The sequence below is a fragment of the Pseudomonadota bacterium genome (assembly GCA_034189865.1).
In the GTDB taxonomy this organism is placed as follows: Bacteria; Pseudomonadota; Gammaproteobacteria; order UBA5335; family UBA5335; genus JAXHTV01.
Map to the genome: position 1 here is coordinate 11,987 of JAXHTV010000004.1, position 26,617 is coordinate 38,603.

Genomic DNA, 26,617 nt, shown 5'->3' on the forward strand with positions numbered 1-26,617 from the left:
TTATTGAAGGCTTTCAAGGACGTCTTCCGGTATATCCCCATTGGAATAGACGTTTTGCACGTCATCCAAATCCTCAAGCTTGTCCAAAAGCTTCAGCATGGTCGTGGCATCATCGGCGGACAAGGTCACCGAGGTCGACGGCCGCTCCGTCACCTCCGCCAATTCAGGCGCCCAGCCCGCGTCCACCATAGCCTGCTTGGCGACCTCGTACTCCTCCGGGGCCACCAACACGTCAACCGAGCCGTCTTCGTTACGCACTACATCGTCGGCGCCGGCTTCCAGTGCGGCTTCCAGGACCGCATCGTGATCCGTGCCGGCCGGATAAGACAACACGCCGGTACGGCTGAACAGATAGGCAACCGAACCATCAGCGCCAAGGTTGCCACCCAATTTGGTGAAGGCGTGGCGAACCTCGGCCACGGTTCGATTGCGATTGTCGGTTAAGCAATCGACCATTACGGCCACGCCGTTAGGCCCATAGCCCTCATAACGAACTTCCTCCAAGACCTGGCCATCGAGATCACCACTGCCGCGCTTGATCGCGCGATCGACAGTGTCTTTGCTCATATTGGCCCCGAAAGCCTTGTCGACGGCCAATCTCAGCCGGGGATTACTGCCGGGATCACCGCCCCCATGTCTCGCCGCGACCGTGATCTCACGTATCAACTTGGTAAATAACTTGCCACGCTTGGCATCCTGGGCATTCTTTCTATGCTGAATATTCGCCCATTTGCTATGTCCCGCCATGACCCTTGCCTAACCCGTGTATGTGAGAAAACTTAAACCAGATATCCCAGCCTTTTGCGACCAATTCAGCCAAACCCGGCTTAGAACGAAATGTTCAAGCCGATATGAAACCCATCGTCCAAATCGACGGAACCGGCATCGTCGAATTCCATTCGGGCCACACGATAACCGCCGTAAACGCGCGCCTGCTGTAAGACCTCATACTCAACACGGGCGCCAACCTCGTAAAACTCGTCAGCACCATTGAATGACAACACACTGGGCGCGTAATGAAGTTCGCCAACGATTCTAAGCCGCGTGGCCTGCGGGGGAACGATATAAACTTCGCCGGTCAGAGCCAAAGCACCGCCGTCTTCGTCCACCTCGTCAGGTTGGGCCCAGAACAAGGTGCCACCCAACGCAGCTTCGACTTGAAGGTACTGGGCACCCACGTCCCCCTTTACCTTAAGACCGACGTGCCCTAGGTCACCGGTTTCATCCCCAAACAAGTAACCCACGTCCACCAGCACCGGACCCGTGGTGGTGTGGGACAGCTGCCCCTCATAGACAAATCGGGCAGAATCGTCACCGAAACTAAGATCCAGCGTGTGTCTCACATTCGGTTCGGCGACCGCAGTAGTGGCCCAAATCATCAAAGTAGCAACAATCCAAGCCCTGATGCGCATTAACAATCCTCCGAAGTTTCAATGCAAGATTTTAGGTCTCATCGTTGGGCGAGTATCATAACGGGATTTGGGACTCTCAGCACCCCAATTTCCGAGCCAAGATAGTGACACGAAACCCCACACATCCTGCATCGACGGGCACACACCCCAGCGCGGTCGACGAACTCAACCGAATTTTGGAAACCACTGAGGTGGATCCGGAGCGGCTCGCAATGGGCCAAAGTGCCGCCGTACGGATCGCCGAGCTCGGCTTGGGCGAAGACGCAATCCTAGCGGCTGGTCTGTATCCCTTGTGGCAAAACAACGAACTACCGGAAGCGTTGGAAACCGAGTATCGGGCACTGCTGCCGTGGAGCCTGATGGAGGGGATTTCTCGTCTGCGGGTGATGGACGAACTCAATTTGGGGCGTGACTCCGAACGACCCGATGAACAAATTGAACGCGTTCGCATGATGCTGCTGGCGATGGTGGAAGACGCCCGTGTCGTCGTGATCAAACTCTGCTACCAACTCCATGAGCTGGAGACGGCTAAGCGTGCCCCGGAGGCGGTAAAACACGACCTCGCACAACAAACGCTGGACATATACGCCCCATTAGCAAGTCGTCTCGGTATTTGGCAACTCAAGTGGCAACTGGAAGATCTTTCGCTACGTTATCTCCAGCCGGAGACTTACCACAAGGTCGCGAAGTGGCTGGATGAACGGCGGCAAGACCGGGAACAATACATTCAACGCACGATCCAGATCGTGCAAAACCTGCTCGATGAGCATCACATCAAAGCGACCGTGACCGGCCGCCCCAAACACATCTACAGCATTTGGCGGAAACTGGAAACCAAGGGGATGAGTTTCAACGCCCTGTTCGATGTCCGGGCGGTGCGCGTTTTGGTGGACGATGTGGCGTCCTGTTATGCCGCACTCGGGGTGATCCACGGGCGTTGGCAACCGATTCCGGGACAATTCGACGACTACATCGCCTCACCCAAGGAAAACTATTACCAATCTCTGCACACGGCCGTCATCGGCCCCGGCGGTCGGACTCTGGAGGTCCAGATTCGTACCCATGAAATGCATGAACAAGCGGAGTTCGGTGTCGCGGCACACTGGCGTTATAAAGAAGGCGCGGCCGGAAGCCATGCCATCGACGACAAAATAAAATGGTTGCGACATTTGTTGGAAACGAGTCGGGAAAATTCCGACGCCGGTGAGTTCCTGGAACAATTCCAATCGGAAATTCTCTACGAACGGGTCTATGTCATCACACCCCACGGTGATGTGGTCGATTTACCCAATGGCGCAACAGCGCTGGATTTCGCGTATGCGATCCACACCGACGTGGGTCACCGCTGCCGCGGCGCGCGAGTGAACGGCGCAATCGCCCCGCTGACCCGGAAACTGAACAATGGTGACCGGGTCGAAATCATTACCGCAAAAGAACCCGGCCCGAGCCGAAACTGGCTGGTGCCTCAGTTGGGTTATCTCACCAGCAGTCGTGCGCGTTCCAAAGTCCGCCAGTGGTTCAAACACGAAGACTTCCAGCAAAACCTCACTCAAGGGCGAGCCTTACTTGACCGGGAGTTGGAACGCCTGGGTATCCGGGACATTCCCTATCAAGACTTGGCCGAACGCTTCGGCTACAGCAAGTTACCCGCGTTTTTGGCGGCAATTGGCAGTGGCGACATCACGACCAACCAAATCGCCGGACGCCTTCAGCAACCCGCCCAGGAACCACATCCCAGTACCACACCGACGCCATATCGCGCCGTTACAGAGGCCAGCGGCATCCATGTCCAAGGCGTCGGCCGCCTGCTCACCACCATGGCGCGCTGCTGCCGACCGGTTCCGCCCGAGCCTATTGTCGGGTACATCACTCAGGGCCGGGGGATCACCGTTCACCGCAGCGATTGCCGCAACTTGCTCCGTCTCACCGACACCCATCCCGGACGGATCGTAGAGGTCAGTTGGGGCGATGCTTCTCGCACGCACACCTACCCGGTCACGATTCGAATCGAAGCCTACGACCGATCAGGCCTGCTGAGGGATATCACCGTACTACTAGCGAATGAGAAGGTGAACGTCCTCGGGGCCAATACGCTCACTGACAAAGATTCTGGTATCGCGTTGATGGATTTGACGCTGGAGATTCAGGATATCCCTGAGTTGAGCGGCATTTTGAATCGAATCTCGCGCTTTCCGAACGTGATGCGCGCACAGCGCAAGATCCCCTGATGGATCTCGAAATCATAGCCAGCACCGGCGCGCCCTAGAACGGAATCAAACCGTCATCCCCAAGGCGCGCCTGGACGCGATCTATCGATTTCGGATATGCAGCGCCCGACCGTCCACCGCCAGCGCGGCCTCATGCAATGCTTCGGATAACGTGGGATGAGCGTGGATGGTACGCGCAAGATCCTCGCTGCTGGCATGGAACTCCATGGCAACGACGGCTTCGGCAATCAGTTCGGAGGCCGTATGCCCGAGGATGTGGACCCCCAAAATCTCGTCAGTTTCTTCGTGAGCGAGGATTTTGACCAGCCCTTCCGATTCTCCCATAGCCTGCGCCCGACCGCTGGCGGCATAGGGAAAACTGCCCGTGCGGTAGGGAACACCCGCAGCTTTCAAGCTCGCCTCGGTCTTACCCACCCACGCCACCTCTGGGTGCGTGTAAAAGACCGATGGAATCACATCGTAATTGACGTGACCGGGCAGACCGGCAATCCGCTCAGCCACGGCCAGACCTTCTTCCGAACCCTTATGCGCCAACATCGGCCCGCGCACCACATCACCGACGGCAAAGACGTTGGGTAAATTAGTCCGGCATTCGTCGTCGATATCCACGTAACCCTTGTCATCCAACGCTAAATTGGCCTCAGGCGCCGCCAAACCGTCGGTGTTGGGTCGTCGGCCGACGGCGACGATCAACTTGTCGACCTTCAACTCCTGCGCCTTACCTCGCCCGTCTTGGTATGCGACGGTCACACCGCGTTTACTGGTTTTAACCCCGGTGACCCGACATCCCAGCCGGACGTCCAAGCCTTGTTTGGTAAACGACTTCATCGCAAGTTTCGCGATATCGTCGTCGGCCATGGATAAGAATGATTTTTGCGCTTCCAATAGCACAACTTCCGCACCGAGCCGTCGCCAAACGCTGCCGAGCTCCAACCCAATCACGCCGGCTCCGATCACAGCCAATCGTTTCGGTACCTCGGTAAACTCCAATGCACCCGAAGAGTCGACGACCTGCTCTCCGTCCAGGGGCGCGGAAGCCAACTCGGTGGGCTTGGAACCGCTGGCAATAATCACAAACTCCGCCTCGATTTCTTCAGCCTGGTCGGAACCCAAGGGTGTGAAGGCAATGCGGGTATTGGAAACCAGTTGGCCGCGCCCAGCCAAGTGATTGATTTTGTTCGTTTTGATTAAGCCCTCGATCCCTTGGGTTAAGGTTTTTACGATACCCGCCTTTCGGGCCTGCATCCGGGCGAGATCCAACGTTACCTCGGGCACGACGACGCCATGCTCGGCGAAGCCCGATCGCGCCTCCTGATACATTTCCGAAGATTCCAGCAACGCTTTTGAAGGAATACAACCGGCATTCAAACAGGTGCCGCCTAGCGCATGCTCCCCGTCGGGATTCACCCACTCATCAATGCAAGCCGTTTTCAGCCCCAACTGGGCGCAACGCAACGCCGCCACGTAACCGGCAGGTCCGCCGCCTATCACCACTACGCCGAAGGATTTCGCCATGATTCGAACACCCATTTCTTTATTAAAGAATAATTTGACACCGCATCAGCGTCCCATCCAAATACCGACGCGATACAAGGGCTCTTTAAAGCCGTCAGATCTGAAGCAGCAGCCGGGCTGGATCCTCAAGCAACGACTTCATGGCGACCAGGAAACTAACCGCCTCACGCCCATCGACCAAACGGTGATCATAAGACAAGGCCAGATACATCATCGGCCGAATTACGATCTCCCCATCCACAACGACCGGCCGCTCCTGAATTTTGTGCATTCCGAGAATCGCACTCTGGGGCGGGTTGAGGATCGGTGTTGACATCAATGAGCCGAACACACCCCCGTTGGTGATGCTGAAAGTACCGCCGGTCAGGTCGTCCATCGAGAGTCCGCCTTCCCGGGCTTTCTCGGCATAATCCCTGATCTTTTTCTCGATCTCCGAGAAACTCAATCGGTCGGCATCGCGCAGGATGGGAACCACCAATCCCCGCGGCGAAGACACGGCAATCCCGATATCGAAATAGCCGTGATACACAACATCGTCCCCATCGACCGACGCGTTCACGACCGGAAAGCGTTTCAGCGCCTCAACCGCCGCTTTGACAAAAAAGGACATAAAGCCCAAACGAACGCCGTACTCCTTTTCAAAGCTGTCACGGTATTGCCGGCGCAGCTTGTTGACGGCATCCAGATCGACTTCGTTAAACGTGGTCAGAATAGCGGCCGTCTGTTGCGCCTGAACCAAACGCTCGGCAATCCGCGCCCGGAGCCGGGTCATGGGCACCCGTTGATCTAACCGCTCCCGCTCGATCAGCGCTTCATCGGCTGACGGCGCGGCCGCGACGGTTTCGGGTGCCGATGGCTCAGGGGCCACGGCTGGCGCCTTAGGAGCCGGTTCGGCGGGCGGCGCGGCCTTTTTCTCCTCACCTTTACTCTGAAGATAGGCCATCACATCGGCCTTGGTCAGACGGCCACCGCGTCCCGAGCCGGTGATCTTACTGGCATCCAATGCGTGTTCTTCGAGCAAGCGACGAACAGCCGGACTGGGGGGCACCGCGGCCGCAGTCTGCTCCGGGGCTTGAGGGGGCGCACTTTCTTCTTTCGCTTCTACCGCGGACTCCGCAGTTTCGCCGGCGGTAGCAGACGCGCCTTTCGCCCCTGATTCCGACATGATGGCCACCAGATCGCCGGCCTTGACCACATCGCCGACCTGGACACGGATATCGGTTAATACGCCAGAGGCGGGCGCTGGAACCTCCAAGACCACTTTATCCGTCTCAAGATCCACCAGATTCTCTTCACGCTCAACAGCGTCCCCGACTTGCTTATGCCAGGTCACAACCGTGGCGTCTTCTACAGACTCTGGAAGGTTGGGAACTTTGACCTCAATACTCATCTTGGCTCCAGCGTGTTTCTTCAGGCGGACGCATCCGGCGTGTCGTTCTCAGTGAGACCCAAGGCCTCGGCCAGCAACAGCTTCTGTTGCTGAACATGCATGTCGTAATAACCCACTGCCGTCGAGGCCGACGCCAAACGGCCGACGTAATGCAAAGTTTGGGCAGCTTTCATAACCTTTCGAATACGGTGTTCAATGTAATACCAGGCGCCTTGATTCTTGGGTTCTTCCTGGCACCACACGATCTCTTTCGCGCGATTGTAGGTCTCGAAGGCCTGCTCGAATTCCGCATGGGGAAACGGATACAGCTGTTCGATTCGAACCAGTGCGACGTCCTCCAGACCGCGCTCCCGCCGGAACTCCAGCAGATCGAAATAGACCTTTCCACTGCAAAATATCAAACGCCGGACCTTGCTCCGCGTCGGCTCGTCTTCGTCAAGAATCACATTTTGAAAATGGCCTTCTGAAAGCGCATCCAACGTAGACATTGCCAAACGCTTGCGCAAGAGGCTTTTCGGGGTCATGACGATCAACGGCTTTCGCAGAGGCCGGATCATCTGCCGGCGCAACATGTGGAACATTTGAGCCGGCGTACTCGGGACACACACCTGCATGTTGTGCTCAGCACACAATTGCAAATAGCGCTCCAGCCGAGCGGAGGAATGCTCTGGACCTTGCCCTTCATAACCATGGGGCAAGAACATTACCAATCCGCACAGCCGCTGCCATTTGGCTTCCCCGGAGCTGATGAATTGATCGATCAGCACCTGAGCACCATTGGCAAAGTCGCCAAACTGCGCTTCCCAAATGACCAAAGTATTGGGGTCTGCGGTGGCGTAACCGTACTCGAAACCCAACACGCCCTCTTCGGACAGAAGCGAGTCGATAACGACGAAACCGCCTTGTTTGTCGCTGATGTGCTGCAGCGGCGCGTACGCCGCTCCATCATGCTGGTTGTAAAAAATAGCGTGCCGGTGAAAAAACGTACCCCGACCGCTATCCTGACCGCTGAGTCGAACCGAATACCCCTCGGTCAACAGCGACGCATACGCTAATGTCTCAGCGAAACCCCAGTCGATCGCACCGGCTCCGGCCGCCATTTTTCGGCGATCGTCAACAATCCGTTCGACGCGCGGGTGCAACTCGAATCCCTCAGGAATCTCGACCATTTTCTTGGCCAAGCGACGAATTCGTTCCAAGGATAGATGGGTCTTCACCGGATGGTCCCAATCCACGTCCTGATAAACGGACCAATCTACAGTGTATTCATTGCCGACCATCTGCACACTGTCGCGCACAACGTTTCGACCTTGATCCAAACCATCCCGATACGCCGACCACATTTCGTCGACCTGCTCCGGTGCCAACTCACCCGCTTCCACCAAACGCTCGCCATAGAGCACGCGAGCGGTGGGCAAAGCCTTGATCGCTTGATACATCAGGGGCTGCGTCACAGCCGGCTCGTCCGCTTCGTTATGACCCTGGCGGCGATAGCAAACCAGGTCGATCACCACGTCCTGATGGAACTGCATCCGAAAATCCAGGGCCAACCGAGTGACGAAAACCACCGCTTCGGGGTCATCCGCGTTGACATGAAAAATCGGCGCTTGAACCATCTTGGCGACGTCGGTGCAATACATCGTGGACCGCGCGTCTTGCGGGTTACTGGTTGTAAAACCAATTTGATTGTTCACCACGATGTGGACCGTGCCGCCAATCCCGTAACCACGGGATTGGGACATATTCAGCACTTCCATCACCACGCCTTGGCCGGAAAACGCGGCATCACCGTGGATCAAAATCGGCAACACCCGGTCCCCGAAATGATCTCCTCGGCGATGCTGGCGGGCGCGAACCGATCCCAGAACCACCGGATTGACAATTTCCAGGTGCGAAGGATTAAAGGCTAAAACCAAGTGAACTCGGCGATCACCCACATCCAAATCGGATGAAAAACCCATGTGGTATTTCACATCGCCGGAGAACCGGCTTTCTTTGCGTCTGCCTTCAAACTCTTCGAAGAGTTCCTTGGGCGATTTGCCCAAAATGTTGACGAGCACGTTCAGCCGACCGCGATGGGCCATACCGATCAAGACCTCGTCGACCCCCAGCTTGCCGGCCTGTGAAACCAAATCGTCCAACTGCGGAATCAGCGAATCCCCACCTTCCAACGAAAACCGTTTTTGCCCCACATAGCGGGTGTGAAGATACTTTTCGATCCCTTCTGCCGCCGTCAGCTGCATCATGATCTGGCGCCGCTCCTCGGCATTGAGGGTCGACTGCTGATAACCACCTTCCAATCGCTTTTGAATCCATCGCTTTTGGTTGGTATCGGTGATGTGCATGTACTCCGAACCGATAGTTCCGGTGTAAACGGTCCGAACAATATCCAAGATTTCCCTGAGCGGGAGCCGGTCGGCGGCGAACAACGAACCGGTATTGAATACCGAGTCCATATCGCCAGCACCCAATCCATGGAAATTGGGATCGAGGTCGGGGATCTCGGGCCCGTGGGCCAAACCCAGCGGATCGAGCTTGGCCGCTTGATGGCCACGCACGCGGTAGGCATTGATCAATCTCAATACCGCGGCCTGTCGTTCAGCCGCCTTGGGCGCCAACAATTGCGTAACCGTCTCACCATTGGTTTTACGCCGAGCGTATTGAGCGAAAGACTCCTGTATAGGGGTATGTGGAACGTCTCTTGGCGCCTGGCCACTTTCAGACAATTCCTGAAAATACGATCGCCAATTCGGATCCGTGATGGAGCCGGGATCTTTCAGGTACTGTTCATAGTACGCTTCAATAAAGGCGGCGTTCGCACCGAAAAGCAGCGAAGTCCGGTACTTATCACGGAGTTCTTGGCTCATAAATGACGGCCTGTCGGGCAAGGTGGGCGAGAAAAAGACGGGAGATGAAAAGCCTGGAAAACGGGTCGGAGCGTGTGGTGGCGAGGCATCCTGCCGCCGCGAAGGAAACGAAATCTGAATGAAGACAATTCGGAGAGTATCGATTGACGACCGGGAGGTTTGGCCTCTCGTCCAGCGCCACGACCGGCCCCGAAACCTTGACCGAAACAGCCACGCTGCGTCGGGTCACCGGCAACGGGATCAGGCGGTTCGGGCGATGGCTCAGCCTCGCGAAGGCTCTGACGCATGTTCTTTTAAGTCAACCTCTCATATCGGGGTATCACATCCATAACCGCTTCAGCGACAGCATTCGTTCGCCGGCCACTTGGACATGCCCCCTTCAGACGTTGAAACGTGCGGGAGTGTAACCCAATTTGGCGGGCGTGCAAACGCCATAATGCCATATCGCCACAACCAATCCGGCGCATCAAAAACACGCGGCGTAAGGAATCACCGAAACCACGTCACCCGAGGTAACCGAACCGCTTTCCGCTGCCAGATGGATAAAACAGTTGCCGCGGGTCAAAGAACCGATCAAACCGGAGCCCTGACTGCCTGTACTGCGAACGCGCAACTGCCCATCCGGATCCTGAAAACAATAACCACGTTGATATTCCTCTCGGCCTGGCCGCTTGCGCAATGGCTCGTCGGCGATCGCCGGCCAGGCCTGAGGATCTTCTATCGGACACCCAGCCAAACGCTGAAGCGCCGGACGAACGAACAATAAGTAGGTCACCACCGCCGAGACCGGATTACCAGGCAAGCCAAAAAACCACGCGCGGTCGAGTCGACCAAAGGTCAGCGGACGTCCGGGTTTGAGCGCAACGCGCCAGATATCTACTTGACCCAGTTCGGCCAAACAATCTTTCACATAATCCGCCTCACCCACCGAAACACCCCCGGTGGTCACCACCACATCCGCGCTCGCCGCTGCTGTTAGCGCCGATCGTGTCGCTTCGCGATCGTCGGGAATCACACCGAGATCCTGCAGTTCGATACCGGAGTCCGCGAACAGTCCGGCCAGCAATGGACGATTGCTGTCGAAAATCTGCCCGGGACCCAGTGTCTTACCGAGCATTTGCAGTTCATCGCCGGTGGAAAAGTACGCCACCGTTATCGGCCGCGTGACCACGAGCTGATCCAGTCCCATTGAGGCGACTAACCCCAAATCAATCGCTCGCAGTCGATGGCCGGATGGGAGCATCTCTTCACTGGCTCGAAAATCTTCTCCGGCCGGTCGGACGTTGTCGCCCGCGGTGACCGCGAAGGAGAGACGAACCGAGCCTTCGCAGATCTCGACGTTTTCTTGGGGAATCACCGCGTCGCAATCAGGTGGGACGGGTGCGCCGGTCATGATGCGCACGCACTGCAACGGATCCACCCGCCCTGTGTAGGGATGGCCGGCCAGGGCGCGCCCCACACTTCGCAACACAACGCCCGGTGCCGATGCGTCGGCGCTGCGCAAAGCATAGCCGTCCATGGCGGAACTCGAAAACGGCGGCAAATCATGGCGCGCGACCAGCGCCTCACCCAGTATACGGCCCAGCGCTTGGTGGGTCGCGACACGCTGCCGCTCGGGCACCGGCTCGATGCGGCTCAAAATGCGCTCTCGCGCCTGCGTGACACTCAAGTCCTGCGGACGATCACAGGAACCATGGGACATGCGATTCGACCTCAGTGGAATCATTATCGAGTGCACCACCAGAACATGACGCCAAGGCAACTAAGTCTTCTGGATAGTTTACGTTGGAGAATTCTCGAGACCGGCCGGCGAAATCTGCAAATGCCGCAGACTGGGCCATCACCCACCGTCCCAAACCGTGCTCGCCGGCTGCAAGCGCGCTTTGCAATCGCAGCAGACACGGCACCCGGCGCAGCAGCAAGAATGTCGGTTGGATGCGCTCACCGTCATGAACGACAGCGACGTCCGCTTGAGCCCCGACCAAAGCCTCCAGCAACCGCTGCCCCAAATCGGCGGGAAAAACCGGCGCATCCACCGGCACGGCCAAGACCAGCTCGGTTTCCAGAGCCGCCAGCCCGGTTGCCAGTCCGGCCAAAGGGCCTTGGTAGCCCGGCAGTGTGTCTTCAACCACTGAAAACCCGAGCGCTTCGTAGCGGGCTCGGTTTTGGTTGGCATTAATCACAAGATCGGCCACTTGGGGCGAGAGGCGATCACACACCCATTGGATCAACGGCCTGTCCTTCAGACTCACCCATCCCTTATCAGTGGACCCCATGCGCCGCCCGCGCCCTCCAGCCAGGATCAAACCCGAGACAGACGACCCGGGACCGCTGCTGGATCCGCCGGACGGAGACCGCGACATCCGTTCACCCACCGGTCATATTCATGAATCGCAATACTTTAGTGTCCTGACCCAGGTCGAAATCATGTCCTTGGGGTTTGATGCTCATGGCACCCTTGAGCGCCGCCTTGACCGGCTCCAGCTCCCCAGGATGGGATCGAACAACACGACGAAGATCAGCCGAGTACTCTTGACCAAGACACAAAAGAAGCCGCCCTTCAGCAGTCAATCGAACCCGATTACATGTGTCGCAAAAATTATGGCTGTGGGGTGAGATGAATCCAACTCGGATCGGGTTGCCGCTCATCCGGTAGTATCGAGAAGGACCGCCTGAGCTTTCGGGGCTGGTGATCAAAGGGTACTTTTTTTCGATCTCAGCGCGAACCTGGTCGCTGGAGAAAAATGCCAGCTGTCGATTATGGCTATTGACCACACCTAACGGCATTTCCTCGATAAAGCTAATATCCAGCGATCGGTCTCGGCAGAAATCCACTAAATCCAGGACTTCATCGTCATTGTAGCCGGCCAATACCACGGAATTGATCTTGATCCGTTCAAAGCCAACGGAAAGTGCCTGGTCGATGCCCTGTAGTACTTTTTCCAGATCACCCACGCGGGTCATGTCCCTGAAGCGCTCGGGTTTCAGGCTATCTAAACTAATATTCAACCGTCGAACGCCGGCCTGTTTTAACGCCGACGCCATACGTGCAAGCTGCGAACCGTTGGTCGTGAGGGCCAATTCGTCCACATCCGGTAACCGCGCAAGCCTCTCCAACAACCAAACAATGTTTTTTCGCACCAGCGGCTCGCCACCGGTTATACGAATCTTGCGCACACCCAACTCAGACGCCGCCTGACCAATCGTGAGCAGCTCTTCAAGTGTCAGGACCTGGGGACGGGGCAAAAACTGCATGTTTTCCGACATGCAATAGAGGCAGCGAAAATCGCAACGGTCGGTCACCGATATGCGAAGGTAGGTGACGGCGCGACCAAACCGATCAATAAGCTGAGGTGTTTTTTCAGGCTTCACTGGCATAGAGGTACCGACGAAATCAGGTGACGAGACAATTCCGAAACGGAATGAAAAACCGCCGCCTCGTATTCATTGCGCAAGAATACCGCCAAGCACCCCGGTGCCGCAAAGATCCCGCAAATTATGATCAAGAATACGCTGGGATAGTCGAGATCGCATGGTGTACGCTGGAAAAAGTCTCAGCTCTCAAGCTACTATCAAAGCATCCCACCGGCGTTGTTCCACTCAGTCCGCCCAGCAGGAGAAATCGCTCGATGAGTGAAACCCGAGACCTCGATCCCCAAGAAACGAAAGAGTGGCTGGATGCCCTGAACGCGGTACTCGAGCGTGAGGGCCCGGAGCGGGCGCATTTCCTCCTGGAAACCTTGGTCGAAAAAGCTCGTCGATCGGGTGCTTTCATACCGTTTAGCGCCAACACCGAATACGTCAATACCATTCCGCCGGCCCTGGAGGAACGCAGCCCGGGCGATGCCGAGTTGGAGTGGCGGATTCGCTCACTTGTTCGCTGGAACGCGCTGGCCATGGTCATCAAGACTAACCGGGAGCACGCTGGTCTGGGCGGCCATATCGCCAGCTTCGCATCGGCCGCCACCCTATACGACGTAGGATTCAACCACTTTTTCCACGCGCAGAACGACGACCACGGCGGGGACTTGGTGTACATCCAGGGACACTCGGCCCCTGGGGTCTATGCACGAGCTTACCTGGAACGACGCCTCCATAAAGAAGATCTTCACCGCTTCCGTCAGGAAGCCAACGGCAAGGGCTTGTCCTCTTACCCGCACCCCTGGCTGATGCCAGAGTTCTGGCAATTTCCAACCGTGTCGATGGGCTTAGGCCCGATCATGGGTATCTATCAGGCGCGGTTCATGAAATACCTGCACAACCGCGGGATATTGGACACCAGCAACCGCAAGGTTTGGGTTTTTCTGGGAGACGGCGAAACCGACGAACCCGAATCGTTGGGCGCCATTGGCATGGCAGCCCGAGAAAATCTGGACAACCTGATCTTCGTCATCAACTGCAACCTGCAACGCCTGGACGGACCGGTACGAGGCAACTCCAAGATCATTCAGGAACTGGAAGGCGACTTCCGCGGTACCGGCTGGAACGTCATCAAACTGATTTGGGGCTCTTACTGGGATCCGTTGCTGGCCGCCGATACCAAAAGCTTGTTACGGAAACGAATGGCCGAGGCCGTCGATGGCGAATACCAAAACTACAAAGCGAAAGGCGGTGCCTACACCCGGGAACATTTCTTCGGAAAATACCCCGAACTCAAGGAAATGGTCGCGCGGATGACCGACGAGGATATCTGGCGACTCAACCGGGGCGGGCATGATCCTCACAAGGTTTATGCTGCCTACGCCGCCGCCACGAAGCATACCGGGCAACCCACCGTCATCCTGGCCAAAACGGTAAAAGGCTACGGCATGGGGGAAGCGGGTGAAGGACAAAACATCACCCACCAGCAAAAGAAAGTCAGTGTCGATGCACTGAAAGCCTTCAGAGACCGCTTTCACATACCCATCTCGGATGAGGAAATTGACGACGCACCCTTTTACCGCCCCCCCGAAGACAGCGCAGAAATCAAATACATGCGCGAACGCCGGGATACGCTGGGCGGTTTCCTGCCGACCCGTCGGCGCGAAGGCGATCAGCTCGAAGTACCTCCCCTGTCTGTATTCGACGCAATCATCAAAGGGACCGGTGACCGGGAAATCTCCACCACCATGGCATTTGTGCGGCTTCTGACCGCCTTGGTTCGTGACAAAAAACTCGGTGAGCGCGTCGTTCCCATTGTGCCCGACGAGGCACGCACATTCGGCATGGAAGGCCTTTTCCGGCAAATCGGTATCTATTCTTCCGCCGGGCAACTGTATGAACCCCAGGACGCAGACCAACTCGCGTATTATCGGGAGGATAAAAAGGGACAGATCCTGGAAGAGGGCATCACGGAAGCAGGCGCGTTTTGCTCCTGGTTGGCCGCCGCGACCGCTTACAGCAACCACGGCGTGACGATGGTCCCGTTTTTCATTTTCTACTCGATGTTCGGCTTTCAGCGCGTGGGCGATCTCACCTGGGCGGCTGCCGACAGCCGGGCCCGCGGCTTCCTGCTGGGCGGCACGGCCGGGCGGACAACCCTCGCGGGTGAGGGATTACAGCACCAGGACGGCCACAGCACCATACTGGCCAACACCAACCCCAACTGCCGCATCTACGATCCCTGCTACGGCTACGAGTTGGCGGTGATCATCCATAACGGCATGAAACGGATGTACGAAGACGGCGAAAACGCCTTCTATTACATCACCGTGATGAACGAGAACTACGCCCACCCGCCACTGCCGGAAGGCGTCAGCGAGGGCATCATCAAGGGGATGTACCCCTTACGACGCAGCGAACGGGACGGACCGAGAGTTCAGCTGCTCGGATCGGGCACGATTTTGAGGGAGGTCGAATCCGCAGCCCGGATACTGGAAGATGATTATCAGGTAGCGGCAGATGTCTGGAGCGTGACCAGTTTTCCTGAACTGCGGCGCGAAGGCATGATGATCGACCGCTGGAACCTTTTGCACCCCACCGAGGCCCCACGCCAAAGTTATGTCGAACACTGCCTGGCAGCGGCGGAGGGCCCGGTGGTCGCTGCCACCGACTATATGCGCAGTTTCGCCGAACAGATTCGCCCCCATGTCCATCACCGATACACCGTGCTCGGAACCGACGGTTTCGGGCGCTCGGACACACGGGCGGAACTGCGTCACTTCTTTGAAGTAAACGCCGCGTATATCACGATTGCAGCACTGTATTCGTTGACGGCCGAGGGGCAGCTCGAGTCCTCAGTGCTAACCGAGGCCATTCAACGATTCAATATCGATCCGGAAAAACCCGCCCCCTGGACCGTTTAGCAATCGGGAGGATCCGATTTGGCGCGCTCGATGGAAATCAACGTACCGGACATTGGTGATTTCGAAAACGTGGACGTCGTGGAGGTCCTGGTCAAACCGGGAGACACGGTGGCCGCGGAACAACCCATCATCACCCTGGAAAGCGATAAGGCGGCGCTGGATGTTCCCTCGCCGGTCGCAGGGGAGGTGGAAGCGATGCACGTCAATGTCGGCGACAAGGTCAGCGAAGGCACGCTGATCGCGACGGTTCGTGCGCAAGAAGGCGTATCGGAAGAAACAGAGCAGGAAACGGCACAGCCACCGCCAGAATCCGCACCTTCCGGGAAAGCTGCGGACAACAAGCCAGAATCGCCGAAGGCTTCCGCGAACGAGCAAAAACCCAAGCCTGTGGAAAAACCCGAAGCCCCGCCGGCAGGCGGTTCACCCCGCTCGGCACCGGCGACCGGACAGCCGGAAGTGGACCTCTCACAAGCCTTTACGCCCCATGCCAGCCCTGGTGTTCGGCGATTCGCACGGGAGCTTGGCGTCGACCTGACCAAGGTCTCGGGCACTGGCGCCAAACAGCGCATCCTGAAAGAGGACGTTCAACGATTCGTCAAACAACAATTACAGGCGGTGGAAAAAACCGGTGGTATTCCGGTCATACCGGAAGTGGATTTCGCCAAATTCGGCGAGATCGAGGTAAAACCACTTTCCAGAATCAAACGCCTTTCGGGCCCTAATCTTCACCGCAGTTGGTTGAATATTCCCCACGTCACGCAGTTCGACGAGGCGGATATCACCGAGCTGGAGGATTTTCGTAAGGAAAACCTGGAGCGAGCACAAAAACGTGATGTCAAATTGACACTGCTGGCCTTTCTGCTGGATGCCTGCGCAAGCACCTTGAAGGAGTTCCCACACGTCAACGCCTCGTTAGACCCCAGCGGCGAGAATCTGATTTACAAGCGCTACATCCATATCGGCGTGGCGGTGGACACGGGAGACGGCTTAGTGGTCCCGGTAGTCAAAGACGCCGATAAGAAAGGTATCTTCGAGCTGGCCAAGGAAGTGTCGGAACTGGCGGAATTGGCGCGCAACCGACGATTGAAGCCCGAACATTTGCAGGGTGCGACGTTTTCCATCTCCAGCTTGGGCGGCATCGGCGGAACGGCGTTCACTCCCATCATCAATGCGCCCGAGGTCGCCATTTTGGGCGTTTCCCGGGCACGCATGCAGCCGGTCTTTCAAAGCGATGGCAGCTTCGCGCCCCGTTTGATCCTTCCCCTGTCGTTTTCTTACGACCACCGGGTGATCGACGGTGCGGACGCTGCACGTTTTACCCGCTACTTGAGCGACATGCTGTCGGATATCCGACGATTGTTATTGTAGAAGCCGAACACAGTGGAGGCGCGCATCACATGCCTCCCGCAAAAACCGGACGAGCGTCGCAACTACGCGGCGACGAACAGGAGCCATCATGAGCGACATACGCCAAGTGATCGTGCCCGATATTGGCGATTTCGAGAACGTGGATGTGGTTGAAGTCCTGGTTAAACCGGGCGATGAGGTCACGGCAGAACAACCCATCATCACCCTGGAAAGCGACAAAGCGGCTCTCGATGTCCCGACGCCATTCGCCGGCACCATCAAGACATTGCATGTCAAAGCCGGGGATAAAGTCTCCCAAGGTTCAAAGATTGCCGATATCGAGATCGCGTCGGAACAGACCACCGCCCCCAAGCGGGAGATACCCAAACCCCGACCTTCTCCCAGCGCCCAGGTGGGCCGAGTTGATGTCAAAACCCAACTGGTCGTTATCGGCGGGGGACCGGGCGGCTACACCGCCGCGTTTCGGGCGGCTGACTTGGGACTTGACGTGACCCTGGTCGAACAGGCACCGACACTCGGTGGCGTGTGCTTGAACGTCGGCTGTATCCCATCCAAAGCCCTCCTACATGCCGCCAAAGTCATCGACGACGCCAAGGCCATGTCAGAGCATGGCATCAACTTCAGCCAACCGGAGATTAATCTCGATCAACTGCGCAACTGGAAAAGCAGTGTCGTGGGTCAGTTGACGGGCGGGCTGACGCAGCTGGCAAAGCAACGGAATGTCCGTATCGTCCGCGGCACAGCCCGGTTCGCCACCCCACATCAATTGGATATTGAGCACGATTCCGAACAATCCATCCTGGAGTTCGAGCAAGCTGTCATCGCCGTCGGATCCCGGGTCGTAAAACTTCCCTTTCTACCCGACGATCCCCGCGTCATGTTCTCGACCGAAGCGCTGGAGTTGCCTGAGATACCCCCCAGATTGCTCATTCTCGGCGGCGGAATTATCGGTATGGAAATGGGCAGCTTCTACAGCGCGCTGGGTAGCCAAGTGACCATTGTGGAAATGCTGCCGCAATTGGTGAACGGCGCCGACCCCGACTTGGTGCGGCCACTGCAAAAACACGTCGCCAAACGATTTGAGAATATTTTCCTCAACACCAAAGTCACCGCCATGGAGGCAACGGATAAGGGACTGAAAGTCAGCTTTGAGGGGAACGACGCGCCTGCCTCAGATATCTTCGATCGAGTTCTGGTTGCAGTGGGACGACGCCCCAACGGCGACCAAATCGACCTTGAAAAAGCCGAACTCACCTCCAATGAGCAGGGTTTGATCGAAGTCGACCAACAGATGCGCACCGCGCAGCCCCATATCTTCGCCATCGGCGATTGTGTACCTGGCCCCATGCTCGCGCACAAAGCCACCCACCAAGGCAAAGTGGCGGCCGAGGTCGCCGCCGGAGAGAAATCCTTTTTCGTCGCCCGCGTGATTCCCGCAGTCGCCTACTGCGACCCTGAAATCGCTTGGTGCGGCTTGACCGAATCCGAGGCAAAGCAGCAAAAAATCAAGTACGGCAAAGGGCTGTTCCCCTGGGCGGCCAGCGGTCGCGCGCTGGGAATGGGGCGCGACGAGGGCATGACCAAGCTGATCTTTGATGAAGCCACCAACCGAATCATCGGCGGTGGCATCGTGGGCCCACACGCCGGCGATTTGATTGCAGAGATCGCCCATGCCATCGAAATGGGCTCGGATGCGGAAGATATTGGCCTAACGATTCACCCGCACCCGACACTGTCGGAAACCATCGCTTTTGCGGCTGAATCCTACGCCGGAACCATCACGGACTTAATGCCACCCAGGCGGCGCTCCAGATAACTCAACACGATCTTTGCGCCCGGAACGACCTTCCTAGTCGGGACGGGCGCAAACGACTCACCGCTCCCCCCTCAAGTGCCTCTGCTCCAAGGCCACTATTTGAATAGATCAGTATCGACGAATTCGGCCTGCAGCAGAGACCAAAAATCTACGGCCAAGCCTTTTTCGACATACTTATACGGTAGCCAACCATAGCCCTCCTCTCCCCAGGCAGTGCCCCAGGAATTGCGGATCAGCAACGCACCCTTGTCGCCGGAGATACGACGCGCGTCATCATAGCCGACAGCCACGACCGCATGACCGCCTTCCAGGCGCTCGCCCGGTGTTGGATAGGGGATTTCACCTGACCCCTCGCCGATACCCGGCATCGAACTATAGACAGAGAAACCGAACATGGCGGGAAGCCCCGCTGCCAAATAGCTCTTCACGTTGGTGAGGACCGTTTTAGGCGGCGTGCCCACCGGGTCGTGCCGATAGTACTGCAAGGTCTGGTAAGACTGCCCAAAGGCGTAGCAAAAAGCGGTCGGTTCATCATCAAAGCGATCAAGTTCGTAGGGCCAATAGGTCTCCGGCGGCACACCGAATAACGCCATAGCTTTTATGGTGTCCCGCAGATAGGCCCCGGTATCGCCGGTCCAGCCCAGAAGGTTCCGAGTCACTTTGTACAGAAAAAGCCGCGATCCATTTAAATGCTTACCGAAAGCACGACGTTGATAGTATTCCAACAAGCCGATGCCGGCATTGGCTGTGCACGAACCCACGCTGCCTTGATCTTCGATCGGCGAACACCACGCCCGCAAGTCAACGTGATCCGGCTGAGACTGTGCGGCTGACTTGAGCGGTTTTGACTTGCGTAGAATTTTGTCTACTTCTCGGGATTCAGCTGAGTAATCCCTAAAATCCGGTAAATCTCGTTGCCAACCCAAAGCACCTAATGCACGCGTATTCATGATCCTTAAAGCCTCCTATTAGGCCCCCGTCCTTTGATCGGTTCGTATCCTTGTTTTGGATTCGTTCAAAACAACGGAAATGCCGTGTTAGATCAACTCACATATCGCCTGCCTCCAGACGTCCCGTCCTCCGCTGCCCAGGGCTTCGCGTAACGCCGCCCCACGGTGATAGACCATACTCGCGAACTGTCAATCCCGCAGAAAACGGCTTATGATTTCGTTCAACCTCGCCCCGCCGTAAGAAAGGCATTAGCTTATGAGACTGCCTATCCGCCTCGCTGCGGCAGCCTTTTGCATGGCCACCCCGTTTCTGTCTCACGCCGAGACAATCAATGTCCAGTTGCGATGGCACCACCAGTTTCAGTTTGCGGGTTTTTACGCCGCGGTTGATCAGGGTTATTACCGTGATGCGGGCCTAGAGGTGGAGTTGCGCGCTGGCGCGCCGGGCGTCACACCCGTCAACGAGGTCCTCACCGGTCGCTCGCACTACGGAGTCGGCAACAGCGAGGTTCTTCTCGAACGATTGCAGGGCCGCCCCCTGATTGCGCTGGCTTCCGTCTACCAACACTCTCCATCCGTTTTACTAGTCAAGAAAGACCGCAATATCAAGTCTCCACACGACCTGGTCGGAAAACGGGTCATGTTGATGGACCGGCGGATCGATGCCGACTTACTGGCGATGTTTATAAACGAGGGCATCGATTTATCACAAATCGATATCATTCCCAGCAGCTACGATATCGACGATCTCGCAGAAGGCCGAACCGATGCATTTAATTCTTATTTGAGTAACGAGCCGTTTTACTTGAGAAAAAGAAATGTGGCCTACACGGTCATCGACCCCCACATGTACGGCGTCGATTTCTATAGCGACATCATCTTCACCAGCGAAAACGAGACGCTTCAACACCCGGAAAGAGTTGAGAAATTCTTGGCCGCCAGTCTCCAAGGTTGGCAATATGCCCTCGACCATCCTGACGAAATCATTGATCTGCTGATCGAGAAGTACGGCGTAACGAAAAGCCGAGAGCACTTGGCATTTGAAGCGGCGACTGTCGAGAATCTGATTCTGCCCAACATTGTCACCATCGGTCATATGAATCCCGGACGTTGGAAGCATATGGCCGAAACATTTCAGCGCCTGGACATGATCGAAAGCATCGATCGCCTGGACGGTTTCATATTCGATCCTGCGCGCGACCAGCAGGAAGATGTCGAACGCTTCGCCCATTTGCTGCGGCTGGCAACCGGCGCCATGGCCGCCTTGACACTGATCGTGATACTGCTCTATCTGGTCAACAGAAAAACCCGTCGGGAAGTTGAATTGCGACGAATCGCCGAAGAAGAAATCAAGAAGATCGCCTACAGCGACGCGCTGACGAAGCTTCCCAACCGACTGCAGTTGTTCGCCCGCGCGGAACAGATGCTGCGATCCGCTAAGCGGCAGAACGAGAAACTGGCCTTGTGCTTTCTGGATCTGAACGATTTCAAGCTGATCAACGACGCTTACGGTCATCGTGCCGGCGACGTGGTGTTGATTCACATCGGGGAAATACTGGTCAATGCCCTACGTGAATCCGATATCGCTGCCCGGTTGGGTGGAGATGAATTCGTCATCATTCTGTCGGGAATAGAAGACAGAACCCAGGTTTCCCGACTCATCAGCACATTGCGCAAGGCTTTTAAGGAACCGATTTACTTCGAAGGGCACGGAATTAAAGTTTCCGCAAGCCTCGGCGTCGCGGTTTACCCAGCGGAAGGGGATAGCATCGATGCGCTGATTACCGCCGCCGACCACAGTATGTACCGCGTAAAACTCGGCACCAAAGCGGAAGAAAGTCTCGAGAACGACAACACGCTCATTGCTCCAGAAGCCTACATCGACTGACGGTCGCGCTCACTCATATGGGGACGATTCGCCTGCAACGAGACGATCAACCACCGTTTCAACTCGTGATTGACCGCAAGGTTTTCCGGAGCCGCAAAGGGCCCCATTGATTTAGGCATGGCCCGGGATCTAGCATAGATGCCGCGCCCCGCGTATGGCGCTCCACTCACTTTAAAAACCGGAGAATCATAGTGGCAAGCGAAGGTTACCACGAACCGTTCGAAGAGCTCTCGGATGACACGAAAGACATGCACCGCGCCATTGTTTCGCTGATGGAAGAATTGGAAGCGGTCGATTGGTACAACCAACGGATGGATGCCTGCAAAGACCCGGAACTGAAAGCCATCCTGGCACATAACCGGGACGAAGAAAAAGAGCACGCCGCCATGGTTCTCGAGTGGATTCGGCGGCGAGATCCGACGCTCGACAAGGAACTCAAAGATTACCTGTTCACCAACAAGGTCGTCGCCCACGACTAACGGCGCCAAGTGCACTGCGCCCCAGCGGCTGGATGTCGAAACACCGCTAAAATTCTCGGCGTCTGGCCGCGGCTTACAGCTGCCGTATCGGCCCCGGCGACATACCGTTCGGTTATCTCAACGACGCGAGTCAGCGGCTTGACGAACGACCCGAAAACCAATGACCAGGTTTGCGCGAAAAGATCTTTCACGGCTTCGAGTGGCTGAACGCATCAGGTGAGCCGGGTGATTCCAGGAGCCACCGCGAATCACTCGGTAGCGACAATCCCCATCGTAACGTGCAGCACCGTTCTCTTTCACCCCGAAAAGATTGTCGTTCCAGCAGTCTTCTGTCCACTCCCAGACGTTGCCATGCATATCGAACAAACCGAAGGCGTTGGCAAAAAAGCTGCCCACCGGCGCCGGTGAGCGACCATCCCAACGGCTTCCGCAACCAACGCACACCGCATTGTTTCGTCCCGCGTCGGCGCCCCACGAATATGCGGTTGTGCTATCCGAGCGAGCGGCATATTCCCATTCGGCTTCCGTAGGCAAGCGATAGTGGTCCCCGGTATGTTCACTGAGCCATTCCGTATAGGCTTTGGCGTCGTCCCAGCTGACGTTGACGATGGGGTACTGCCCCCGCCCCCAACCCCGTGGATCGCCCGGCAACGCACGGTTGGTCGCGCGAGCGAAAGCGTCATACTGGGAAAAAGTCACCTCGTAGCGACTGATCGCGAAAGCAGATACGTGAACCGTGCGCTGCGGCCGTTCCCGCCGAATTGTGGGATCTGCACCACCCATTAAATAGACGCCGCCTTGGATGATGACCATCTCCGGCAAGGACGGACTCGCCACAGACCACCTTGATGACTCACTTTCTGCACCGTTAAAACGCTGTGTCGAAAGGTTGGAATCATCTTCCTGCTCCATGTTCGGAAGAAAATTGTTGCGAAAGGCAACGGGCACGGTAAATACAACCAGGCCGACAACTACCACTAAAATAAAAACTACACGGTGTCTGCGCATAGCGGGAGTTCCCCTGCTCCTAGCGACGACAGGTTACAAGATCGCTTCGCATAAACCGCGCGAGGTGGGCGACCGTCAACGCGAAACGCAGTGATATAACCAAATTGTCGACGACAAATGACCCTCCCCACAAGACGCTGACGTCAGGAAAACGACCCCGCATCACCACCAACCTTCGAGCTGATCTATATCAATTGACATCGGCGCAAAAATAATGAGAATCGTTTACAATAAGACTCGGCAGTGAATTCACCGAATGTGATCAGTCACTGCGAGTGAGTTTCATCGGCGCCCGCGCTCATCAGAGAGCGCCATTTCATTTCAGGCTATCCGGCGGGCATCCGTATCGCCGGGCCGATGATGGCGGCTTGCGCTGGGTAAACAACAAAACAGCCATACAGGTGTTGACGTGTCTACGCTCTTGCAACGGCGGCGTACCCGATGGTGGACGCCTTTTACACGCCGAAATTCGGCAAATACCTGCCTACAAGCGATGACGTTGGCCGAACTTCGGCCCGGTCAGCGCGCCGTGGTGTGCGGTTTCGAATCCGGCTGCAACGGCATGGCTCAACGTTTGATGCAATTGGGCCTCATCGAGGGCGGCGAAATTCGTGCTCTACGATCCGCTCCGGGCGGGGATCCGATCGAATTTCGCGTCATGAATTACTCTTTATCGCTACGTCGCAAGGAAGCATCGCAAGTACTGGTTCAACTCGTCCGATGAGTCAAGCCGTCGACCCATCCAAGCAGCCTACAACCGGACACGTGCCGGAAAATCCGGCGGTCATCGCCGTCATTGGTAACCCGAATACGGGTAAAAGCACGCTATTTAATGCCCTAACTGGGCTCCGGCAAAAGGTTGCCAACTACCCGGGCGTCACCGTGGAACGCCGAACGGGCGAACTCATCACGGATCAGGGCCGATTCCTCCTCGTCGACTTACCGGGTACCTATTCGCTCGCCGCCCATTCACCGGATGAATTAATCGCCGTTGAGGTTTTACTCGGACGTATCGCCGATCTTCCCCGCCCGAAAGCCGTATTGGTCGTCGTCGATGCGTCCAACCTCAGCCGAAACTTGTTTTTGGCAACCCAGGTCATGGAACTTGGCGTGCCTGTCGTCGTCGCGTTGAATATGTGCGACGTCGCCAACGCCAAGGATATCCAAGTCCACAGCGACGAATTGGCTCGCCGCTTGGGTACGCATGTCGTTCCCATGGTCGCCAGTCGCGGGGAAGGGCTAAACGAGCTCAAACATGCGCTGAGCGAAGCGATTCAAACGCCCTCGCCGGTTGCTGAACCCTGTGTGCCGGAACTAAAAACGACAGCCCGTGAAATCGCCCGAACATTGGCCGGCGCGGGCGATAATGTCTCCGCATACGAAGTCGAACGGGCCCTGATCGACGAGGGTGGCTTCGCGGAAAAGCACTTAGTCGAGCAGTTCGGGGCGAATCTTACCGATCGGCTGATCCAGGCTCGGCACGAGTTGGCCGGGGATCAATCACTCGCCGCCCTGGACGCCCGGAAACGTTATCAGCGAATAGCGGAGTATCTTCGCGACGTCGAAATTCGCGGCGAAGACAAAGTCACCTGGTCGGACCATATCGACCGGGTCGTCAGCCAACCCTTGGTAGGTACGCTGTTGTTTGTCGCCGTTATGGGCGCGGTTTTTCAAGCCGTGTTCTCGTGGGCGACCCCGCTGATGGATCTCATCGACGCCGCCACCGCGATAGCGAGTCATGCCGCCGGAACCGTCCTGCCCGAAGGCGCATTGGCAAGCCTGGTGACCGACGGTGTCATTTCCGGTGTCGGCAGCGTGGTGATTTTTCTGCCGCAAATCCTTATTTTATTTGCGTTTATTATCTTGCTGGAAGATACCGGCTACATGGCTCGCGCGGCCTTTTTGATGGACCGCCTCATGCGTTGGTGCGGCCTATCCGGGCACTCGTTTCTGCCCATGCTTTCCAGTTTCGCCTGCGCGGTACCCGGCATCATGGGAACACGTGTCATTCCCGATACCCGCGATCGAATCGCCACGATTCTGGCTGCCCCTTTTATGACGTGCTCAGCCCGTCTACCAGTCTACGCCCTCCTCATCGCGGCGTTTGTCCCCCAAGAACGCTTCGTATTCGGGCTGATTAACCTACAAGGGCTGGTGTTGTTGGGATTGTATCTTCTAGGCATTGCCGGTGGCGTGACCACTGCATTTTTACTGAAGCGAACGCTCCTGCGGGGTCCAACGCCAACTTTTCTGATGGAACTGCCGCCGTATCGAATACCCAACCTCCGCTCGGTTTTGTTGAGACTCATGGAACGTGGCCGGGCTTTTCTGGTACGAGCGGGATCGGTGATATTCGTGGTGACCTTGGTGGTATGGGCGTTGGCCTATTTTCCCCGCGCTGAGGTCATCGAGGAACAATTCGCGCAGCGTCAGGCAGAAGTCGAAGCATTGGAAATCGCGGCCGAATCCAAGTCGGCGCGACTGGTTCAGCTGGAGAACGAACTCGCTGCCGCCCAAATGGAACAGAGCTACCTCGGCCGCATTGGCAAAACCCTGGCCCCGATATTCCATCCACTAGGCTGGGATTGGAAATTGTCAGCTGCCGTGGTCGCTTCCTTCCCCGCACGTGAGGTCGTGGTCGCCGTGCTCGGCACCACGTATGCAGTCGGCGGTGACGTCGAAGCGGAAGACGAAGGCTTGCGTGACCGCATCAGGAGCGCCACTTGGCCCGACGGAACCCTCGTATTCACCCTACCGGTGGCATTGGGCTTGATGGTCTTTTACGCTTTTTGTCTTCAATGTGCCGCCACTGTGGCAACCATCCGCCGCGAGACCAACTCCTGGCGTTGGCCGGTTTTTGCGTGGACATACATGACCACGCTTGGCTATCTGGGCGCTTTGGTTTGCGTTCAACTGGGACAGGCGCTTTCTTAAGACAGGGGGAGAACAGTGACAACACACACGCAGGAACTGCTGGCGTTAACGCTCGTCGCCGTCGTCGTCGCGTTTTTCCTCTGGCGGCGATTTGGCCGTGGGTGGTCACATCCATCCAAGCAACCCAGCGGCTGTGGTGCTTGCCACCGAGTCGATTGTGGCAGCCATCCCCCTGCGGCGCAGGAAATCCACTTTCTGCCGAAACGCGAACCCAAACTTCGCCCGCCGCAAGAAAATCTCGATTAAGAGATTGAATCCACACACAATTGCTCCAGCCAACTAGCGGGTGTTGGCGTGTTGGACCTTTGGGACTTGGCTTTTAACCCCCATCGGGGGAAACTTATGGTTATACACCGCTGTTATGCGGGCCGCGTCCCATTCGGCCCACCCACCGATGATGAACAAATGATCCGCCGCGGAGAAAGCGCGGGCTCCCCCGGAGGGCGATGGAAACTTCGAAAACCGCGAATCACGGACA

General features: G+C 56.9%; 19 protein-coding genes. 9 read left to right on the plus strand and 10 right to left on the minus strand.

Annotation, left to right across the window (positions count from 1 at the left end; translation table 11 throughout):
* Together SVU69_02965 and SVU69_02970 are read right to left on the minus strand one after the other, a co-directional pair.
* Positions 1-747 (minus strand): YebC/PmpR family DNA-binding transcriptional regulator, encoded by a 747-nt coding sequence (locus SVU69_02965; GenBank protein ID MDY6941959.1) that lies wholly within the window; start codon positions 745-747, stop codon positions 1-3.
* Positions 748-827: 80 nt separating this feature from the next.
* Positions 828-1,379 (minus strand): YfaZ family outer membrane protein, encoded by a 552-nt coding sequence (locus SVU69_02970; GenBank protein MDY6941960.1) that lies wholly within the window; start codon positions 1,377-1,379, stop codon positions 828-830.
* A gap of 137 nt (positions 1,380-1,516) precedes the next feature.
* On the opposite strand from SVU69_02970, the gene SVU69_02975 reads away from it, so the two are divergent.
* Positions 1,517-3,640: a bifunctional (p)ppGpp synthetase/guanosine-3',5'-bis(diphosphate) 3'-pyrophosphohydrolase gene (locus tag SVU69_02975; GenBank protein ID MDY6941961.1), complete on the plus strand. Its 2,124-nt coding sequence runs from the start codon at positions 1,517-1,519 to the stop codon at positions 3,638-3,640.
* An 81-nt stretch (positions 3,641-3,721) separates the two neighbouring features.
* Here the strand turns inward: SVU69_02975 and lpdA (SVU69_02980) are convergent, their stop codons facing one another.
* The 6 genes from lpdA (SVU69_02980) to moaA all read right to left on the minus strand — a co-directional run bounded on the left by lpdA (SVU69_02980) (position 3,722) and on the right by moaA (position 12,790).
* A complete protein-coding gene (gene lpdA / locus SVU69_02980) occupies positions 3,722-5,155 on the minus strand; it encodes a dihydrolipoyl dehydrogenase (protein MDY6941962.1) in 1,434 nt (477 codons plus the stop codon).
* Positions 5,156-5,249: 94 nt separating this feature from the next.
* Positions 5,250-6,545 carry a 2-oxoglutarate dehydrogenase complex dihydrolipoyllysine-residue succinyltransferase gene (gene odhB, locus SVU69_02985; GenBank protein ID MDY6941963.1) on the minus strand — a complete coding sequence of 432 codons (1,296 nt, stop codon included), beginning with the start codon at positions 6,543-6,545 and terminating at the stop codon, positions 5,250-5,252.
* Positions 6,546-6,565: 20 nt separating this feature from the next.
* Positions 6,566-9,412 (minus strand): 2-oxoglutarate dehydrogenase E1 component, encoded by a 2,847-nt coding sequence (locus tag SVU69_02990; protein ID MDY6941964.1) that lies wholly within the window; start codon positions 9,410-9,412, stop codon positions 6,566-6,568.
* Between the two features lie 466 nt (positions 9,413-9,878).
* A complete protein-coding gene (locus SVU69_02995) occupies positions 9,879-11,114 on the minus strand; it encodes a molybdopterin molybdotransferase MoeA (protein MDY6941965.1) in 1,236 nt (411 codons plus the stop codon).
* Positions 11,095-11,775 carry a molybdenum cofactor guanylyltransferase MobA gene (gene mobA, locus SVU69_03000; protein MDY6941966.1) on the minus strand — a complete coding sequence of 227 codons (681 nt, stop codon included), beginning with the start codon at positions 11,773-11,775 and terminating at the stop codon, positions 11,095-11,097. The genes SVU69_02995 and mobA overlap by 20 nt, the downstream gene beginning before the upstream one ends.
* Positions 11,776-11,779: 4 nt before the next feature.
* Positions 11,780-12,790, minus strand: a complete 1,011-nt coding sequence (moaA, locus tag SVU69_03005; GenBank protein ID MDY6941967.1) for a GTP 3',8-cyclase MoaA — start codon at positions 12,788-12,790, stop codon at positions 11,780-11,782.
* 251 nt (positions 12,791-13,041) lie between these two features.
* On the opposite strand from moaA, the gene aceE reads away from it, so the two are divergent.
* From aceE to lpdA (SVU69_03020), 3 genes are all read left to right on the plus strand, one after another.
* Entirely contained in the window at positions 13,042-15,696 is a 2,655-nt protein-coding gene (gene aceE, locus SVU69_03010) for a pyruvate dehydrogenase (acetyl-transferring), homodimeric type (GenBank protein MDY6941968.1), read from the plus strand.
* 18 nt (positions 15,697-15,714) lie between these two features.
* Positions 15,715-17,064 (plus strand): dihydrolipoyllysine-residue acetyltransferase, encoded by a 1,350-nt coding sequence (gene aceF / locus SVU69_03015; GenBank protein MDY6941969.1) that lies wholly within the window; start codon positions 15,715-15,717, stop codon positions 17,062-17,064.
* 88 nt (positions 17,065-17,152) lie between these two features.
* A complete protein-coding gene (lpdA, locus tag SVU69_03020) occupies positions 17,153-18,880 on the plus strand; it encodes a dihydrolipoyl dehydrogenase (protein MDY6941970.1) in 1,728 nt (575 codons plus the stop codon).
* Positions 18,881-18,975: 95 nt separating this feature from the next.
* Here the strand turns inward: lpdA (SVU69_03020) and SVU69_03025 are convergent, their stop codons facing one another.
* Positions 18,976-19,830, minus strand: coding sequence for a C1 family peptidase (locus tag SVU69_03025; protein ID MDY6941971.1), 855 nt, complete (start codon positions 19,828-19,830; stop codon positions 18,976-18,978).
* A gap of 256 nt (positions 19,831-20,086) precedes the next feature.
* Here SVU69_03025 and SVU69_03030 point away from each other — a divergent pair, with 256 nt between their 5' ends.
* Together SVU69_03030 and SVU69_03035 are read left to right on the plus strand one after the other, a co-directional pair.
* A complete protein-coding gene (locus SVU69_03030; protein MDY6941972.1) occupies positions 20,087-21,718 on the plus strand; it encodes an ABC transporter substrate-binding protein in 1,632 nt (543 codons plus the stop codon).
* A gap of 191 nt (positions 21,719-21,909) precedes the next feature.
* Positions 21,910-22,197: a ferritin-like domain-containing protein gene (locus SVU69_03035; protein MDY6941973.1), complete on the plus strand. Its 288-nt coding sequence runs from the start codon at positions 21,910-21,912 to the stop codon at positions 22,195-22,197.
* A gap of 117 nt (positions 22,198-22,314) precedes the next feature.
* On the opposite strand, the gene SVU69_03040 is transcribed toward SVU69_03035, so the two are convergent.
* Positions 22,315-23,205 (minus strand): formylglycine-generating enzyme family protein, encoded by an 891-nt coding sequence (locus tag SVU69_03040; GenBank protein MDY6941974.1) that lies wholly within the window; start codon positions 23,203-23,205, stop codon positions 22,315-22,317.
* A gap of 493 nt (positions 23,206-23,698) precedes the next feature.
* On the opposite strand from SVU69_03040, the gene SVU69_03045 reads away from it, so the two are divergent.
* From SVU69_03045 to SVU69_03055, 3 genes are read left to right on the plus strand one after another with little or no spacing between them, the layout of a single operon-like run.
* Complete coding sequence (locus SVU69_03045) at positions 23,699-23,929, plus strand: FeoA family protein (GenBank protein MDY6941975.1); 231 nt, start codon at positions 23,699-23,701, stop codon at positions 23,927-23,929.
* The gene (feoB, locus tag SVU69_03050; GenBank protein ID MDY6941976.1) at positions 23,926-26,139 is read left to right on the plus strand and encodes a ferrous iron transport protein B; all 2,214 of its coding nucleotides are present in this window, start codon (positions 23,926-23,928) and stop codon (positions 26,137-26,139) included. The genes SVU69_03045 and feoB overlap by 4 nt, the downstream gene beginning before the upstream one ends.
* Positions 26,140-26,154: 15 nt before the next feature.
* Positions 26,155-26,385, plus strand: a complete 231-nt coding sequence (locus SVU69_03055) for a hypothetical protein (GenBank protein MDY6941977.1) — start codon at positions 26,155-26,157, stop codon at positions 26,383-26,385.
* The last annotated feature ends 232 nt before the right edge of the window (positions 26,386-26,617 follow it).